Raw genomic sequence first — 15,261 nt, 5'->3', positions numbered from 1 at the left:
AAGGCTTGCTGTTTTGCTTTTCCCCCGAAGCGGATGCGCATTTTAGGGAAATGAGCGCTCACGTCAACACTTATTTTAAAAAAAGTGTCATATTTGCTTTGATTGCTTAAAATAGCCGCAACATGAAGAAATATCGAACGAACAAAGGAGCAAAAGTCCGTATTCTATTACCTGTTATTAGTCATCTTACCTATAAACCGCATTTGTTGACTGGTAAACTAATTCAAGTATTACATCTTTTAACTCTCGGCGAACTTGTTAGGCTTTGAAGCTATCTATAAGAAGTTCAAATATGAAATAAGATTCGTCGCGAACAAATATATGTCTATACCCCCTACTGCGTAGATAGTCTACCGAGCGCTACTGATACTCTCGATTATTCTTATGAGAGAAGTCAACTTGTTCGCGGGTACTGGGTATGTCATCCGACATTGCTACACTTATTATATAGATGAGGTTCATCACGCAATATGAAAACGAGCGTTATTTTTACAACCTATAATTCACCAGCATGGTTAGAGAAGGTGCTATGGGGTTTCTTTGAGCAAACCGCAAATGATTTCGAAATAGTTATTGCAGATGATGGCTCTCGTGATGAAACCAAGATGCTTATTCAACGCATGCAAAGTGAAACAGAGATTCCTATCAAGCATGTATGGCAAGAAGATGATGGCTTTCAAAAATGTCGTATTCTCAATAAAGCCATTTTAGCCTCTGAAGGTGAATATCTTATTTTCACAGATGGCGACTGTATACCTCGAAAAGATTTTATCGCTCAACATTTAAGACTGTCAGAGGAAAATACCTATCTTTCTGGTGGTTACTTCAAATTGCCTATGAACGTGAGCGAAGCAATAACCCGAGAAGACATAGTAACTCAACGTGCATTCGACGTTGATTGGTTAGTTAGTAAAGGGTTAAAGAAAACGCACAAAACAATGAAGCTAACTGCAAGAGGTGCTTGGGCAGAGTTTTTAAATAAAATAAGCCCAGCTCGCCCAACATGGAATGGTCATAGTGCGTCATGCTATAAAAAACATATTCTTGCCGTAAATGGGTTCGAAGAAACGATGCAGTATGGTGGTCAAGATTGTGAATTTGGAGACCGCTTAGTTAATTACGGATTAAAGGCCAAACGGATACGCTATTCAGCTGTTTGTGTTCACCTAGATCATAAACGTGGGTATGTTACACCAGAGATGCTTCAAAGAAGTAAGGCAATACGCGAAGATACTAAGAAGAATAAGATAATTAAAGCACGTGTTGGTATAGAAGAATCATCACAGTAGAACTGTAATTAAAAGAGTTGTTCTGATGCATAAGTCGATTGATAGTTTTAAAGGTGTTTCTCCTACATTAGGAAAGAATGTCTATGTTGATGGCTCGGCAAGAATCGTCGGTGATGTAGTTTTAGAAGATGATGCGAGTATTTGGCCGCTGGTTGCAGCTCGTGGCGACGTGAACAAAATTCGTATTGGTGCCCGTTCTAATATTCAAGATGGCAGTGTTTTACACGTTACCCGTAAATCTGAGAAAAACCCCAACGGCTTCCCACTTATTATTGGTGAGGACGTTACCGTTGGGCATAAGTGTATGCTGCACGGCTGCCAGTTGGGCAATCGAATTCTCGTTGGCATGGGCGCTATTGTAATGGATGGTGTTGTTGTTGAAGACGATGTGTTTATTGGTGCAGGTACATTAGTACCGCCGAACAAAAGGTTAGAAAGCGGATTTCTTTACGTGGGAAACCCCATGCAAAAGAAAAGACCGCTCAACGACGCTGAAATGGCATTCCTGAAACAGTCTGCCGTTAACTATGTTGTATTGAAAGATGAGTACCTTGAAGAAGCGAACTAGTTTCGCTTCTCACCGTGCTCAACGATAGCCCTGACACGTTTTACAATATCTGAAGTATCGGGGCGCTTTAGTGTCCATATGTAGAATGCTTCAGCCGCTTGCTCAACCAGCATCCCTAACCCATCTATTTGCGTTTTAACACCAAGTTCGGCCGCATCTCTCATAAAGCGCGTGGGTGAGTTTTTATAAACCATGTCGTACACCACTTCACAGTTTTGTAAAACACCATCATTTAAACGGCACGGCAATTCATTGCTTAAACTGGCGGCTGTTGAATTAATAATAATATGAGGCGCAACATCTGCGATATCTTCAAGCGCAGCCACCTGCACTTTAGCGTTTGAAGCGGCACTTGCCACTTCCTCTGCTTTCGCTTTGGTTCTATTGGTGATGGTTAAAGAGGCGGCCCCTGCTTTTAATAACGGGGAGATTACGCCACGGGCGGCGCCGCCGGCACCAATAACCAACACGCGCTTACCCTTAATTTCCACACCGCTGTTAAGCAAGTCGTTTACCAGCCCTACACCATCAGTGTTGAATCCCCATATTTCACCGCTGTCACCATTCATTAGCGTATTAACAGCTTGTGCATCTTTGGCTGCTTGGTCATCTACCTTTGCCAAGTTGAATGCATCAAGCTTAAAAGGCATGGTAACGTTACAACCTACAGCGCCTTCCTGAGCTAAAAACGCGTTGGCGGCATCTACAAAACCGTCTACTGGCGCAAGTATCTTTTCATAAGAAATCTTTTCTCCCACTTGTTCAGCAAACATTTGATGGATAGTTGGTGATAAACTCTGTGCAATAGGATTTCCGAATACAGCGAATTTTTTCATGGGAATACGAGACTTATTTAATATAAAGAAGAAAAGCGATAATCGTGCTTCGCAGAGTACACCATATGAACGTATAGGTGGAGAGGAGAAAGTACGGGAATTAGCAAATACGTTTTACGACATAATGGAAACCGATCCACTCGCCAATGAATTGCTAGCTATTCACCCCCAGCCATTAGACAGAATTCGCCACGTGTTCTTTCTCTATTTAAGTTTATGGCTTGGTGGTCCTGATGATTATCAGCAGCAGTATGGCCACCCGCGTCTGCGTGCACGGCACCTACCTTATACCGTAACACCAGAGTTAAAAGCGCAGTGGATGTACTGCATGCGAAAAGCCATGTTTAAAACGGTTGAAGATATCGCCTTAGCTCAACAGTTAATAGACGCACTTGATCAACTCGCCAATCACATGGTGAATACAAAATAAAAAAGCGCGTTGAAAGGATTAACCTCTTAACGCGCAACTCCCCTGTTACTGTCTACGCTCTTTATGGCGCATAAAGTAGTGCAATTGTGAAAGCCTAATAGTTAATAAGGCGTAGAACTAATAATTAGAATGTGTAACCCACCGATAAGGTATACACCCAAGGATCTATTTCAACATCACTTACCTTTCCAGCAGCATCACCCACTTTGAAGGTTGCTTCCGTATCTATATCAATGAATCGAACCGATGCATTGACATGCCATTTGGTATCAATTTGGTAATCCATTCCCACCTGTGCTGACAAGCCAAATGAATTATCAAGCGATAGGTCGCTTAAGCCAGCTGTTTCATTCGCACCTGTGAACTCTTCATCAAAGATAAAGGTATAGTTGATACCTGCACCAATGTATGGCTGAAACGCAGAGCTGGCATCATTAAAATAGTAGTTTGCGGTAAGCGTAGGAGGAAGATGCGTGACTTCACCAAGCTGATTACCCGTCCCTAACGGGTCAGCAACAGAAAAATTAACGTCGTGCTTAAAGGGCGTTGCGGCAAGCAGCTCGATATTAATGTTGTCAGTAATAAAGTACGCTACATTTAAACCTAGCTGAGTATCGTTATCGATATTAAGAGCCACGCCAAGATCAGTTCCACCCGCGACGATGTTAGAGGTAGATTCGTCAGGAGCAACGGTCGTAAGACCGCCACGAACAATCCAGTCGCCCTGCTGGTGAGCGCTAGCTAAAGGTGAGAGTGCAGCAAGTGTAAGGCAAAGTGCAGATGCAGATAAAAAGTGTTTGCGCATGATGTGTCTCTTTTGTGTTTAACTAAGATGGCGCTACTTTACGCCTGTAGTTAAGAGAAACATTGATCCAGCGCAAGTTTGATAACTCACTGAAACACAGATGATATTCCACCTTGATGTAGATCAAAAAAACGCCGCATTAACGTTAATACGGCGTTTTTTAGTCATTAAAGATGAAAGCTGCTATCGGCGGTCTGCGTAAGGATTTAAGCGGAGCCTTATTTAACAAATAATCACCAATCAGTAGGTTTTAACCAGTCTGTCAGCTTGGCTTCGGCGCTACCCGGTGCAGGTGTATAACAATACTCCCAGCGCGCGAGCGGCGGCATCGACATTAGAATTGATTCAGTACGCCCGCCGGTTTGCAGTCCAAATAAAGTGCCTCGGTCGAATACAAGGTTAAACTCAACGTAACGGCCCCGGCGGTAAAGTTGGAAATCACGCTCTCTTTCGCCGAAATCGGTTTGCTTACGACGTTCAACAATAGGAACGTAAGCATCGATGAAGCCATTACCAACAGCCTGCATATATGCAAATGACTGTTCAAAGCCCCATTCATTCAGGTCGTCGAAGAATAAACCGCCCACTCCGCGAGTTTCATTGCGATGCTTTAAGTAAAAGTAGTCGTCGCACCACTTTTTGTACTTAGGGTAAACATCATCGCCAAACGGCTTACATAATTTTTTAGCAGTATCATGCCAGTGTAAAACGTCATCTTTAAACGGATAAAATGGCGTCAAGTCGAAGCCGCCGCCAAACCACCAGATAGGTGCTTCGCCCTCTTTTTCTGCAATGAAAAAGCGAACATTAGCATGTGACGTTGGGATATAAGGGTTATGTGGATGAATAACGAGTGATACCCCCATTGCTTGAAAGTTTCTTCCCGCAAGCTCAGGGCGATTAGCCGTTGCTGAAGCAGGCATTTGACTGCCAAACACATGAGAAAAGTTAACGCCGCCTTGTTCAATCACCGCACCATTTTTTATTACTCGAGAACGGCCACCGCCACCTTCTTCTCGCTGCCAGCTGTCTTCAACAAACTGGCCCTTACCGTCGGCAAGTTCAAGGGTTTGACAGATGGTGTCTTGCAGCCCTAGTAAATAGCTTTTTACTTGTTCTATTACTTCAGGGGCATTTTTACCGTCCAGTAATTCTGCTGATGTCATGCTCTTATTACCTCTGCTGTGTCACCATCGCGAATGGTACTGGGTTTAGTTGCACCGCCTACTTCCCCTTCTACATAGAAAACGGAATCAGCGAATACGGCTTTTGCCTCTTCAGTGGTGATGGCTGGCGGTTGGCCGGTCAGGTTAGCGCTTGTAGAAACTAACGGTTTACCTAACTTGTTGCACAATTCCACTACTACAGGGTGATTAGTTACGCGCACCGCTATTTTACTATGCTTGCCGGTTAACCAAACTGGCGCAGATGACGACTTAGGTAATAGCCAAGTATTAGGGCCTGGCCAGCTCGAAAAAATATCGGTGCGTCTGTCAGGGCGAATGGCGTTATCGTTAACATAAGGCAGTAGCTGACTGTAGTTTGCAGCAATCAAGATCACGCCCTTTTCTACCGGTCGCTGTTTTATCTCTAACAGCGCATTTACAGCGGCTTCATTGTCGGGGTCACATCCGATGCCCATTACCGCTTCGGTTGGATAAACGATTAAACTGCCAGCTTGGAATGCGGCAACAACAGGGTCTACTTCAGGTGAGTTAGCCTCAACGGGGGTAAACGTGTTTACGTTCCCATTTTGGATATCAGACATGGTTTTAATCTCTACGTATAGTTCTTCGTTTAGTTGTTCGTATAATTACTTTTTAAAGCCACAACTAGGCTGAGGACACTGTAACTGCCCCTTTTTATCTATCAATACTCCCCAACCGCAATCTGGGCAGCTTTCATTAACCGGCGTGAAATTTAGCACATATCGACATTGTGGATAATGGTTGCACGCAAAAAACTGTTTGCCGTATTTGTTAGTACGCGAGATTAGATGCCCTTTCTTACACTTTGGACAATCCACCAAAGTATCTTCTTTTTCTTTAATGGGCTCTATGTGATGGCATGAAGGAAAATTGGTACAGCCGATAAACATGCCAAACCGCCCTTTCTTTATGGCTAAGTCGGATGCGCATTCAGGGCAGGCTACACCGTCTAAGGTTTTCAGTATGGTGGTTTGTTTATCGTGAAGTGGCTTACTAAAGCTACATTCCGGATAGCCCGTACACCCGATAAAAGGGCCAGATTTACTGTTCTTTATATGAAGAGGTTTACCGCACTCGGGGCAATCTCCGAAATTATCATCGAGAGCATGCTCGTGCACTGAAAAGAGTGAATGGTCTATTTTAGACATGTATTGGACGTTAAGGCCTTAAACGCGCTGCAATTTCACAGCGCATTTTTAAGTAAAGATTCAAATACCAGTGACTACAACTGCATTAATGCAGAACACCATCTGGCTCTTCGAACAAAAGATCTTCCATTTGTGCGTAGGCTTTCTCTTTGCCAGGTACGTTGAATAGTACCATTAGCACAACCCACTTCAGGTCTTCCAAGCAAAATTCATTGGAATCAATTTCCATAACGCGATCTATAACCATTTCGCGTGTGGAGGCATCCAACACATTAACCTGTTCTAAGAACATAAGAAAACCGCGACATTCCACATCTAAACGCATTTGTTCTTCATGCGTGTAAATACGGCTTAAGCTAGTGCTAATACCTTTGCAAAAGTACGGTTTGATGTCCGTCTCTTGCAGTGCCGCTAACTTTTCTAACCATGCGAGGGCTTTATAAATCTCATCGTGATGAAATCCTGCGCGCACAAGCTCTTCCGTTAACTCGTCTTGGTCAACACGAATTTCCGTTTCACTGTGAATGAAGTTTTCAAACAGATACATGAGGATATCGAACATATTATTTTCCCCTCAATTTAACGTAACCACCAGGGACAGCGGCCACTAAACCACGCAACTCATATTCTAATAATGATGCCATTGCTTGCGATACAGATATGGCATTGCGCTGGGCTATGACATCAATAGCGGTGATGTCATAATCCACACTAGCTAATAATTTATCGGTTGCCAAGCTATTCGCTGTACTTTTTTCGTTTTGCTCGTCAACATTCAAGCCTAGTTGTTCAGGCTGAACGCCAACTTCATCGAGAATATCGCTTATATTTGTTACTAATTTGGCGCCCTGTTGGATTAACCAGTGGCAACCTTCAGCGTAAGCGTTAGCGATATTGCCTGGCACAGCGAATACTTCTCGCCCCATATCTGCGGCCAAATTCGCAGTTATCAAGGTGCCACTCTTAATTTTTGCCTCTACCACTAAGGTTCCAAGGGATAACGCTGCGATAATTCGGTTTCTCCTAGGAAAGTGCCAGGGTTTAGGTCCCTGCCCCGGAAAAAACTCTGTAACGGTGACACCTCCGTCATTGTTGATAGCTTCATAGAGCTTACTATTTTTAGCCGGATATACCTTTTCAGGTCCCGTACCCATTACCGCAATGGTTCCGGTGCTACCAGACAGGGCGCCTTGGTGTGCGGCGCTATCAATGCCCATGGCAAGGCCGCTCGTCACTACAACTCCGCTACTAGATAACCCATAAGCAATGTCGGTTGCGGTACGCTTACCCTGAAGGCTGGCCCTTCTGCTTCCCACTATAGCAATCTGTGGTTTTTGAAATAGCGCTTTGTTTCCCGTGGCGAATAGCGCGAGGGGCGGACTATCCAAATGCTTAAGTAATTCTGGATAGTGAGGCGATGACAACGGCACGATGTGTCTATTGTCGCTCGCTTGCAGCCAGTTTATTGCTGCATCAATAAGAGGCGGTGAAATGTTGTTAGTGAGTTGTTTAACCTCGTTAGGCAGCGTAGACGCATTGCTGCCTAAATCGACAATAGAAAGTTGATATTTTTCGAGAGCCTGTAGCCATAGTTTAGGTGAAACACGCTGAGCGGAAGCCAGCGCTATCCATGCTAATGCTTCGCTGTCTAACTGAGAAGATTGTAGTGCCATTATCGCTCCTAATGCGAGCGACAATGAACCATGCAATGTTTAAGGCTTGGCGACAATGAAGCCGCGCTTTATCCCCTTATTCGCTCGCGTAATTAATCCGTAACTTGCCGCATCAAATGTTTTAAACACAACAACTTCACCTACTTTAAGCGCGGGTTGCGATACCGTATCGATAAACCACTCACCACCAGTGTTAGCGCCGGGTTCATCTACATAGCGTGGACTTTCTTCGTCAATAATGGCTGGACCTTGTGAGTAAAGCCCTAGAACCGTACCTGGCGCTACTTCCATACTGCCTAAATCAAGAATGACAACGTCGTATTTGCCAAGTAAATCGTGATCATGCAAATCTCCAACTATTGCGCCTCGCTGCGAAGTAGCCGGAACAAGTTCAAAGCCTTCAGGATGTTCAAATCCACCCGCCATTAACTTATCACCGCGCTTAGCTTCTTGGTTCGCATCGTCGATGAAAAGCAACATCGTGTTGCTACCTTCATCTTTTTCCACTAGTGAAGCTGTTGAAACATGGGTAACTTGAATACCAAGGATTTCCCCATCAAGATTTCTAATCGTAGCGTGCTTTCTTACAACTCTGTACTGATCGTCGGTACTGAATTGTTGCTGGCTTAACACAAAATCATCAGACGCAAACCTTACGTTTCCATCCTGATTACCCAGCAATTTAGGTAGCGAAGCATAGCTTTCCTCGTCTAGCAGCATATGTTGCCTAATGAATGGAGAGATAGTTGTCCACGACAACACATCAACAGGCTTCGGTTTTACTCGCTTATCGGTAGCCGGAGAAAGCTTATAGGAAGGCTTGTCGCGCTTTACACTTAATACAGGCTGCCCATCAACATACCCAACGACGATAACATCGCCCGGGTAAATAAGGTGTGGATTGTCGATTTGGGTGTTGGTTCGCCATAATTCAGGCCAGAGCCAAGGCTCATTGAGAAAAACGTTAGCGATTGCCCATAGCGTGTCCCCACGCTTTACTGTGTAGGTTTCTGGCGCGCTCTCTTTTAGCTGCAGCGCAAAGGTAGGCAAAGAAAGCAGTACACCTAAGATAAACAATGCTGCACGACGCGCGTAAATCAATCGCTTTTTCAAATTAACCACCTGCAAATTATTCACTGTCACTCATTGTTGTTTTTTCAGACAATAGCACTATATCGGCATAACTAGGTATTCTAATAGGGTTTCGGTAAAAAACTGCACGAAACAGCCCGATATACGTTAGAATAGTAACTTAATAAGCACTGTAAAGTGTGCTGGCAATTAGATCGTATATGAATTTATACAGCGAAAAGGTGAAGTAAGCGAGAAATGGCAATTTTAGACGTATTAAGTTTTCCTGATGAACGTCTTCGCACGGTAGCTAAGCCGGTTGAAGAGGTTAATGACGAAATTAAACAATTGGTATCGGACATGTTCGAAACCATGAAAGACGAGAACGGTATTGGCCTTGCTGCAACGCAAGTTAACCGCCACGTTCAAGTTGTTGTAATGGACGTATCGGAAGATCAAAACGAGCCACGCGTATTTATTAACCCTGAAATCATTCGTAAAGATGGCTCCACGATTAGCGAAGAAGGCTGTTTATCAGTGCCGGGTAATTACGCGAAAGTTGAGCGCGCCGAAGCAATTACCGTAAAAGCACTAGATCAAAATGGCGAAAGCTTTGAGTTGGATGCAGAAGGTTTGTTAGCGATTTGTATTCAGCACGAGCTGGATCATCTAAAAGGCAAATTGTTTATTGATTACCTTTCACCGCTTAAGCGCCAACGTATTCGTAAAAAGCTTGAGAAAGAAGCGCGTCTTGCTGCAAAAGCCTAAGGAATAACGTGACAACTCCATTGAAAGTGATTTTTGCCGGTACTCCGGATTTTGCAGCTAAACATTTATCAGCGTTACTCGAGAGCGAGCACGAAGTCATTGCTGTTTACACTCAGCCTGATAGACCCGCAGGGCGAGGTAAAAAGCTTACCGCCAGTCCGGTTAAAGTATTAGCAGAAGAAAACGCCATTCCAGTTTACCAGCCTCAGTCGCTTAAAGCTCAAGACGCTCAGGAAGAATTAGCCTCGCTCAATGCCGATTTAATGGTAGTTGTTGCTTACGGACTGATACTGCCTACCGCGGTGTTAAATGCACCTAAGCTAGGGTGCATTAACGTGCACGGCTCTATTCTGCCCAAGTGGCGAGGCGCGGCACCAATACAGCGTTCAATCTGGGCAGGTGACGCTGAGACTGGCGTAACCATAATGCAAATGGACGAAGGTTTAGACACGGGTGACATGCTTCACATAGCAACATTACCTATTACCTCTGAAGATACCAGCGCCACCTTATATGAAAAGCTTGCAGAGCTAGGACCACAAGCGTTGGTTGAGGTCGTTAATGAATTTGATCGTTACACGCCCACCAAACAAGACGACTCTCAAGCGACCTACGCGAAAAAGCTATCAAAAGAAGAAGCCCTGATTAATTGGGCAGACGATGCTGAGCAAATAGAGCGAAATATCCGCGCCTTCAACCCTTGGCCTGTAGCGTGGATGCAGGTCGAAGATCAGAACGTTAAAGTATGGTCTGCCAGCGTTGTTCCTTTAAATAAAGGTGCCACGCCAGGTACGGTAATCAGTGCTAATAAAGAGGGCATTACAATCGCTACGGGGCGCGATGCGCTTTGCATTACATCTCTTCAAATTCCTGGCAAAAAGGCGCTTCCAGCGTCAGACGTTATCAATGCTCGCCAAACGTGGTTTGAAGTGGGCCGTTGTCTGACACAAGCGGACTAAACGTGAAACCATTACCCCTTCCCAAACAAAAGAACCTGCGCGCAGATTGTGCGTGGGTCATCTATCAAATTTTAGAGCAAGGCAAGTCATCGCGTGAGTGCTTAGAACGCGTTCAGCGCAGACACAACGCCAAAGATAACGCATGGATTCAAGAGATGTCACTAGGGGTAATGCGTCGCCTTCCCCTTTTACAGCACTGGCTGCGCTCTTTGTTGGATAGGCCTCTAAAAGGCAACAAGAAAGTCATAGAACATCTTATTCTTCTTGGTTTGTACCAGCTTAATTTTTCCCGCGTTAGCAACCACGCCGCCGTTGGCGAAACCGTCGCCGCAGCATCTTATTTAAATGCCGCAGGATTAAAAGGGTTAGTTAATGCAGTACTGCGTAATTTTCAGCGAGAAAACCTTGCAGACAAACCTGTAGACGACGCAATCATAAACAGCGGCTTGCCAAAGTGGTTGTTTAAGGCAATAGAGAACGCCTATGGTGACGACGCCGAGCAGGTTCGTAACGAAACGAATGCCATGGCCCCCATTTGGCTTCGCGTAAATAAGTTGCAAACATCCTTGGCAGCATTTACTCAGGCGTTAGACAAAGCAGGGGTTGAATATACCCTTAGCGCAAACCATGCTGATGCCGTAATTCTGACTAAGCGAGTAGACATTACTGCCCTGCCTGGTTTTGAAAAAGGTCACTTTGCGGTACAAGATGGGGCAGCGCAATTAGCTGCGCATTACCTAAAGCCTCAAGCGAACGAACGCATTCTAGACTGTTGCGCCGCACCAGGCGGAAAAACAGGGCACATTGTTGAGTGTGCACCTGATACACAGTACGTATTAGCGCTTGATGCTGATGCTACCCGCCTAAAACGGGTAGAAGAAAACATGACTCGCCTTAAGCACACTGTCGATATTAAGCAGGGTGATGCTGCTAACCCAGAAACTTGGTGGGACGGAAAGCCCTTCGACAGAATATTACTGGATGCTCCCTGCTCTGCTACCGGCGTGATTCGACGTCACCCTGATATTCGCTGGCTTCGAAAATCTAATGACATTGACAATTTAGCGCAGCTTCAACGCCGCATATTAGATACGCTCTGGGGCCTGTTAAAACCAGGCGGCACACTACTTTATGCAACCTGTTCTATTTTGCCAAAAGAGAACATGGCGCAAATACAGCAGTTTTTGTCCGACACACCGGATGCCACCTTATCGCCCATACTGAAAACAGAAACCGTTGATAAACCCGGGCGCCAGATAACGCCAGGAGAGCAACAAATGGATGGTTTCTATTATGCGAGGCTGGTAAAGTCAGCAGACTGAGTTCAATAGTTGTGCAACGTCACACAGTTAAGACTTGCACGAATATGAAGGCAAAATAATAACGATGAAGATCATCATTTTAGGGGCCGGCCAAGTAGGCGGAACACTTGCTGAAAACTTAGTGGGTGAGAATAACGAAATAACAGTTATTGACTCTGACCCCACTATATTGCGCGCACTTCAAGACCGTCTTGATTTACAAGTAGTAACAGGCGTGGGCTCACACCCTGATGTGTTGCGTAAGGCCGGTGCAGAAGATGCAGATATGCTGATTGCCGTAACCAATAGTGATGAAAGCAATATGTTGGCCTGTCAGGTGGCCTACAGCCTATTTAAAACACCCACTAAAATCGCTCGCGTGCGCTCTGAACAGTACATAATTTACCAAGAGCAGCTATATAAGCAGCAAGACATTCCCGTTGACCACATTATCGCTCCTGAGCAGTTGGTAACTAAGGCCATCAAACGTCTTATTGACTACCCGGGTGCACTTCAGGTGGTTGAGTTTGCTGAAGGCAAGGCCAGCCTTGTTGCGGTTAAAGCCTATTACGGTGGCTTATTGGTAGGCCACGCGTTATCTGCGCTTAAAGACCATATGCCTAACGTTGAAACTCGGGTTGCTGCCATTTACCGACGCGGCCGCCCTATTCGCCCGTTAGGTACCACGGTTATTGAGGCCGATGATGAAGTGTTCTTTATTGCCGCTACCAAGCACATTCGCGCAGTAATGAGTGAGCTTCAAAAGCTCGAATCAAGCTACAAACGAATTATGATAGCCGGTGGTGGCTTGATTGGTGCAGGCCTAGCGAAAAAGTTAGAGCACAATCATAACGTTAAGCTTATTGAATACAGCCCAGAAAGGGCCAAATATTTATCTGCGAACTTAGATAAAACCATTGTATTTAGCGGTGACGCGTCTGATCCTGAATTGCTAAGTGAAGAAAACATCGAGCAAGTTGACGCTTTCATAGCCGTTACCAACGACGATGAAGCGAATATCATGTCAGCCATGCTGGCAAAGCGTATGGGTGCACAAAAAGCCATGGTGCTTATCCAGCGAAGTGCTTATGTGGACTTGGTGCAAGGCGGTGAGATAGATATCGCGTTTTCACCTCAACAAGCCACTATTTCGGCGCTACTGACTCACGTACGTCGCGGTGACATTGTAAACGTGTACTCATTACGACGAGGTGCTGCCGAGGCTATTGAAGCGATAGCGCACGGTGATGAAAATACCTCTAAGGTGGTTGGCAAACAAATAGGCGATATTAAACTACCGCCAGGTACTACGATTGGGGCTATTGTTCGAGACGATCAGGTGATTATCGCTCACAGCGATACCAAGATTGAAGCAAACGACCATGTAATTTTGTTCTTGGTTGATAAGAAGTACATCAACGACGTGGAAAAGCTGTTCCAACCCAGCGCATTTTTCTTTGGCTAGCGCTTTTGCAAAGCGTCATAGGTGCCGCAAGATTAAAAGTTGAAGACATAAAAATAAAGGGCGATATTTATCGCCCTTTATTTTTAGCTCTTATCAAAATTACCGGTTTATTTGTTAACTGCGCCAGAACGTAGGTGAGAACAAAACCAGCAATGAGAAGACCTCTAGTCGACCAAACACCATGGCAATCACCAGTATCCACTTGCCTGCGTCAGTAACATTAGCATAGTTGGCCGCTACGCTGCCCAACCCCGGACCTAAGTTATTCAGCATGGCCGCAGTAGCGGTAAAGGCGCTTAGGTTATCTAAACCCGTGGCAATCAAGCCTATCATAATGATAACAAACACCACTGCATAAGCTGAAAAGAACCCCCATACGGCCTCTACTACTCTGTCAGGCATGGCACGGTCGCCAAACTTAACGCTGTATACCGCTTTCGGGTGAATTAGCCTATCAACCTCACGCTTGCCTTGTAGAAACAGTAAGCACACGCGTACTACTTTTAGGCCCCCACCTGTAGAACTTGCACACCCGCCGATAAAGCTTGAAAAAATAAGCATAATAGGGAGGAATGCCGGCCAGACTGAAAAATCAGTGGTTGCAAACCCTGCAGTGGTACTAATAGATACCGCTTGGATCATAGCTTGGTCTAAAGCCTGCTCTGCCGAGCTATAGTAGCCTGATAGCGTAAGTACTAGGAAACAAATCCCGATGAGTGAGGCTTGAATGATAAAGAACGCCTTAAACTCTGGATCGTTAAAATAACCTTTAACCGAACGAGAGCTCACCGCCGCATAGTGTAATGAGAAGTTTAACGCAGCAATAAGCAAAAACACGGTACACACCACGTTAACCATAGGACTATTAAAATAGCCTAAGCTGGCGTCGTGGTTCGAAAAGCCACCAATAGCAACCGTTGAGAAAGAATGGCAAATCGCATCAAAAACATTCATTCCCGCAAGCCAGTATGCACCGGCACATGCAATGGTTATGGATAGGTAGATGTACCACAAATGCTTTGCCGTATCGGCAATACGCGGAGTCATTTTATTATCTTTAACTGGGCCAGGAGTTTCTGCCCGATAAAGCTGCATGCCCCCTACTCCAAGGATAGGTAAAATGGCAACTGCGAGTACGATGATACCCATGCCACCTAACCACTGAAGCTGTTGACGGTAAAACTGTACTGAGTGAGGAAGAAAATCTATCCCCTCAATAACCGTAGCTCCAGTGGTAGTCAGGCCAGAAAATGACTCAAAGAAAGCATCGGTTACCGTCATGCTTGGTTGCTCTAGCAAGATAAGTGGAATTGCCCCCACGCTTGCTAGCACTGACCAAAACAGCGCAACAATCAGAAACCCTTCTCTTGCTCTTAAGTCATTTTTCTGCTGACGATTGGGGTACCACAATGCCATACCGCCGATGACACAAAATATAAATGCGAGGATAAAAGGCAGGCCACTGCCATCTTGATAAATCAACGACACGATAGCGGGTGGGATCATGGTTACGCTAAAAAGCGCAATTAATAACCCAAGTATTCGTATGATGGCACGGTAGTGCATTGTTTGTTATGCCTTTATTTTTATAGTGCGCATAAGGACTACTGAGCCCTAGTTACAATGTGCTTTTTGATATGGTTTCAAAAAGCGAATCTATCTACGTGAAACAAGGTAGATGAAATCCTATACGTTACGCATAGGGTTTTGATTATAGGACTATAATGAACAAGGGGAAAC

At 45.0% G+C, this 15,261-nt stretch carries 16 protein-coding genes; 7 read left to right on the top strand and 9 right to left on the bottom strand.

Going from position 1 to position 15,261, the window contains the following annotated elements; all coding sequences use genetic code 11:
* The first annotated feature begins 470 nt into the window (after positions 1-470).
* Both KUL49_RS10515 and KUL49_RS10510 read left to right on the top strand, forming a co-directional pair.
* Positions 471-1,289, top strand: a complete 819-nt coding sequence (locus tag KUL49_RS10515) for a glycosyltransferase family 2 protein (protein ID WP_131137242.1) — start codon at positions 471-473, stop codon at positions 1,287-1,289.
* A gap of 25 nt (positions 1,290-1,314) precedes the next feature.
* A complete protein-coding gene (locus tag KUL49_RS10510; protein ID WP_014947739.1) occupies positions 1,315-1,857 on the top strand; it encodes a gamma carbonic anhydrase family protein in 543 nt (180 codons plus the stop codon).
* Here KUL49_RS10510 and aroE read toward each other — a convergent pair.
* Positions 1,854-2,693 carry a shikimate dehydrogenase gene (aroE, locus tag KUL49_RS10505; RefSeq protein ID WP_131137241.1) on the bottom strand — a complete coding sequence of 280 codons (840 nt, stop codon included), beginning with the start codon at positions 2,691-2,693 and terminating at the stop codon, positions 1,854-1,856. The genes KUL49_RS10510 and aroE overlap by 4 nt on opposite strands.
* On the opposite strand from aroE, the gene KUL49_RS10500 reads away from it, so the two are divergent.
* On the top strand, positions 2,692-3,123 hold the full coding sequence (locus KUL49_RS10500) for a group II truncated hemoglobin (protein ID WP_014947737.1): 432 nt from the start codon (positions 2,692-2,694) through the stop codon (positions 3,121-3,123). The genes aroE and KUL49_RS10500 overlap by 2 nt on opposite strands.
* A 124-nt stretch (positions 3,124-3,247) precedes the next feature.
* Here the strand turns inward: KUL49_RS10500 and KUL49_RS10495 are convergent, their stop codons facing one another.
* From KUL49_RS10495 to KUL49_RS10465, 7 genes are all read right to left on the bottom strand, one after another.
* Positions 3,248-3,928 carry an OmpW family outer membrane protein gene (locus KUL49_RS10495; protein ID WP_131137240.1) on the bottom strand — a complete coding sequence of 227 codons (681 nt, stop codon included), beginning with the start codon at positions 3,926-3,928 and terminating at the stop codon, positions 3,248-3,250.
* 233 nt (positions 3,929-4,161) lie between these two features.
* Entirely contained in the window at positions 4,162-5,094 is a 933-nt protein-coding gene (hemF, locus tag KUL49_RS10490) for an oxygen-dependent coproporphyrinogen oxidase (RefSeq protein WP_131137239.1), read from the bottom strand.
* Positions 5,091-5,696 (bottom strand): Sua5/YciO/YrdC/YwlC family protein, encoded by a 606-nt coding sequence (locus KUL49_RS10485; RefSeq protein ID WP_014975257.1) that lies wholly within the window; start codon positions 5,694-5,696, stop codon positions 5,091-5,093. The genes hemF and KUL49_RS10485 overlap by 4 nt, the downstream gene beginning before the upstream one ends.
* Positions 5,697-5,741: 45 nt before the next feature.
* The gene (locus KUL49_RS10480) at positions 5,742-6,284 is read right to left on the bottom strand and encodes a type I DNA topoisomerase (RefSeq protein WP_131137238.1); all 543 of its coding nucleotides are present in this window, start codon (positions 6,282-6,284) and stop codon (positions 5,742-5,744) included.
* Between the two features lie 85 nt (positions 6,285-6,369).
* On the bottom strand, positions 6,370-6,846 hold the full coding sequence (locus tag KUL49_RS10475; protein WP_014947732.1) for a DUF494 family protein: 477 nt from the start codon (positions 6,844-6,846) through the stop codon (positions 6,370-6,372).
* A gap of 1 nt (position 6,847) precedes the next feature.
* A complete protein-coding gene (dprA, locus tag KUL49_RS10470) occupies positions 6,848-7,957 on the bottom strand; it encodes a DNA-processing protein DprA (protein WP_131137237.1) in 1,110 nt (369 codons plus the stop codon).
* 39 nt (positions 7,958-7,996) lie between these two features.
* Positions 7,997-9,070: a LysM peptidoglycan-binding domain-containing protein gene (locus tag KUL49_RS10465; protein ID WP_014947730.1), complete on the bottom strand. Its 1,074-nt coding sequence runs from the start codon at positions 9,068-9,070 to the stop codon at positions 7,997-7,999.
* Positions 9,071-9,286: 216 nt separating this feature from the next.
* Between KUL49_RS10465 and def the strand changes: the two genes are divergently transcribed.
* From def to trkA, 4 genes are all read left to right on the top strand, one after another.
* Entirely contained in the window at positions 9,287-9,796 is a 510-nt protein-coding gene (gene def, locus KUL49_RS10460; RefSeq protein WP_014977863.1) for a peptide deformylase, read from the top strand.
* Positions 9,797-9,804: 8 nt separating this feature from the next.
* Positions 9,805-10,755 (top strand): methionyl-tRNA formyltransferase, encoded by a 951-nt coding sequence (gene fmt / locus KUL49_RS10455; RefSeq protein ID WP_039228916.1) that lies wholly within the window; start codon positions 9,805-9,807, stop codon positions 10,753-10,755.
* Positions 10,756-10,757: 2 nt separating this feature from the next.
* On the top strand, positions 10,758-12,077 hold the full coding sequence (gene rsmB, locus KUL49_RS10450) for a 16S rRNA (cytosine(967)-C(5))-methyltransferase RsmB (RefSeq protein WP_131137236.1): 1,320 nt from the start codon (positions 10,758-10,760) through the stop codon (positions 12,075-12,077).
* A gap of 64 nt (positions 12,078-12,141) precedes the next feature.
* Positions 12,142-13,521: a Trk system potassium transporter TrkA gene (gene trkA / locus KUL49_RS10445; RefSeq protein WP_014947726.1), complete on the top strand. Its 1,380-nt coding sequence runs from the start codon at positions 12,142-12,144 to the stop codon at positions 13,519-13,521.
* Between the two features lie 114 nt (positions 13,522-13,635).
* On the opposite strand, the gene KUL49_RS10440 is transcribed toward trkA, so the two are convergent.
* Entirely contained in the window at positions 13,636-15,087 is a 1,452-nt protein-coding gene (locus KUL49_RS10440; RefSeq protein WP_131137235.1) for a TrkH family potassium uptake protein, read from the bottom strand.
* Positions 15,088-15,261: the final 174 nt, after the last annotated feature.

It is taken from the genome of Alteromonas sp. KUL17 (genome assembly GCF_006538305.1).
In the GTDB taxonomy this organism is placed as follows: Bacteria; Pseudomonadota; Gammaproteobacteria; order Enterobacterales; family Alteromonadaceae; genus Alteromonas; species Alteromonas macleodii.
Note: the sequence above shows the minus strand (reverse complement) of the source record. Positions and strands in the feature narration are given on the sequence as shown.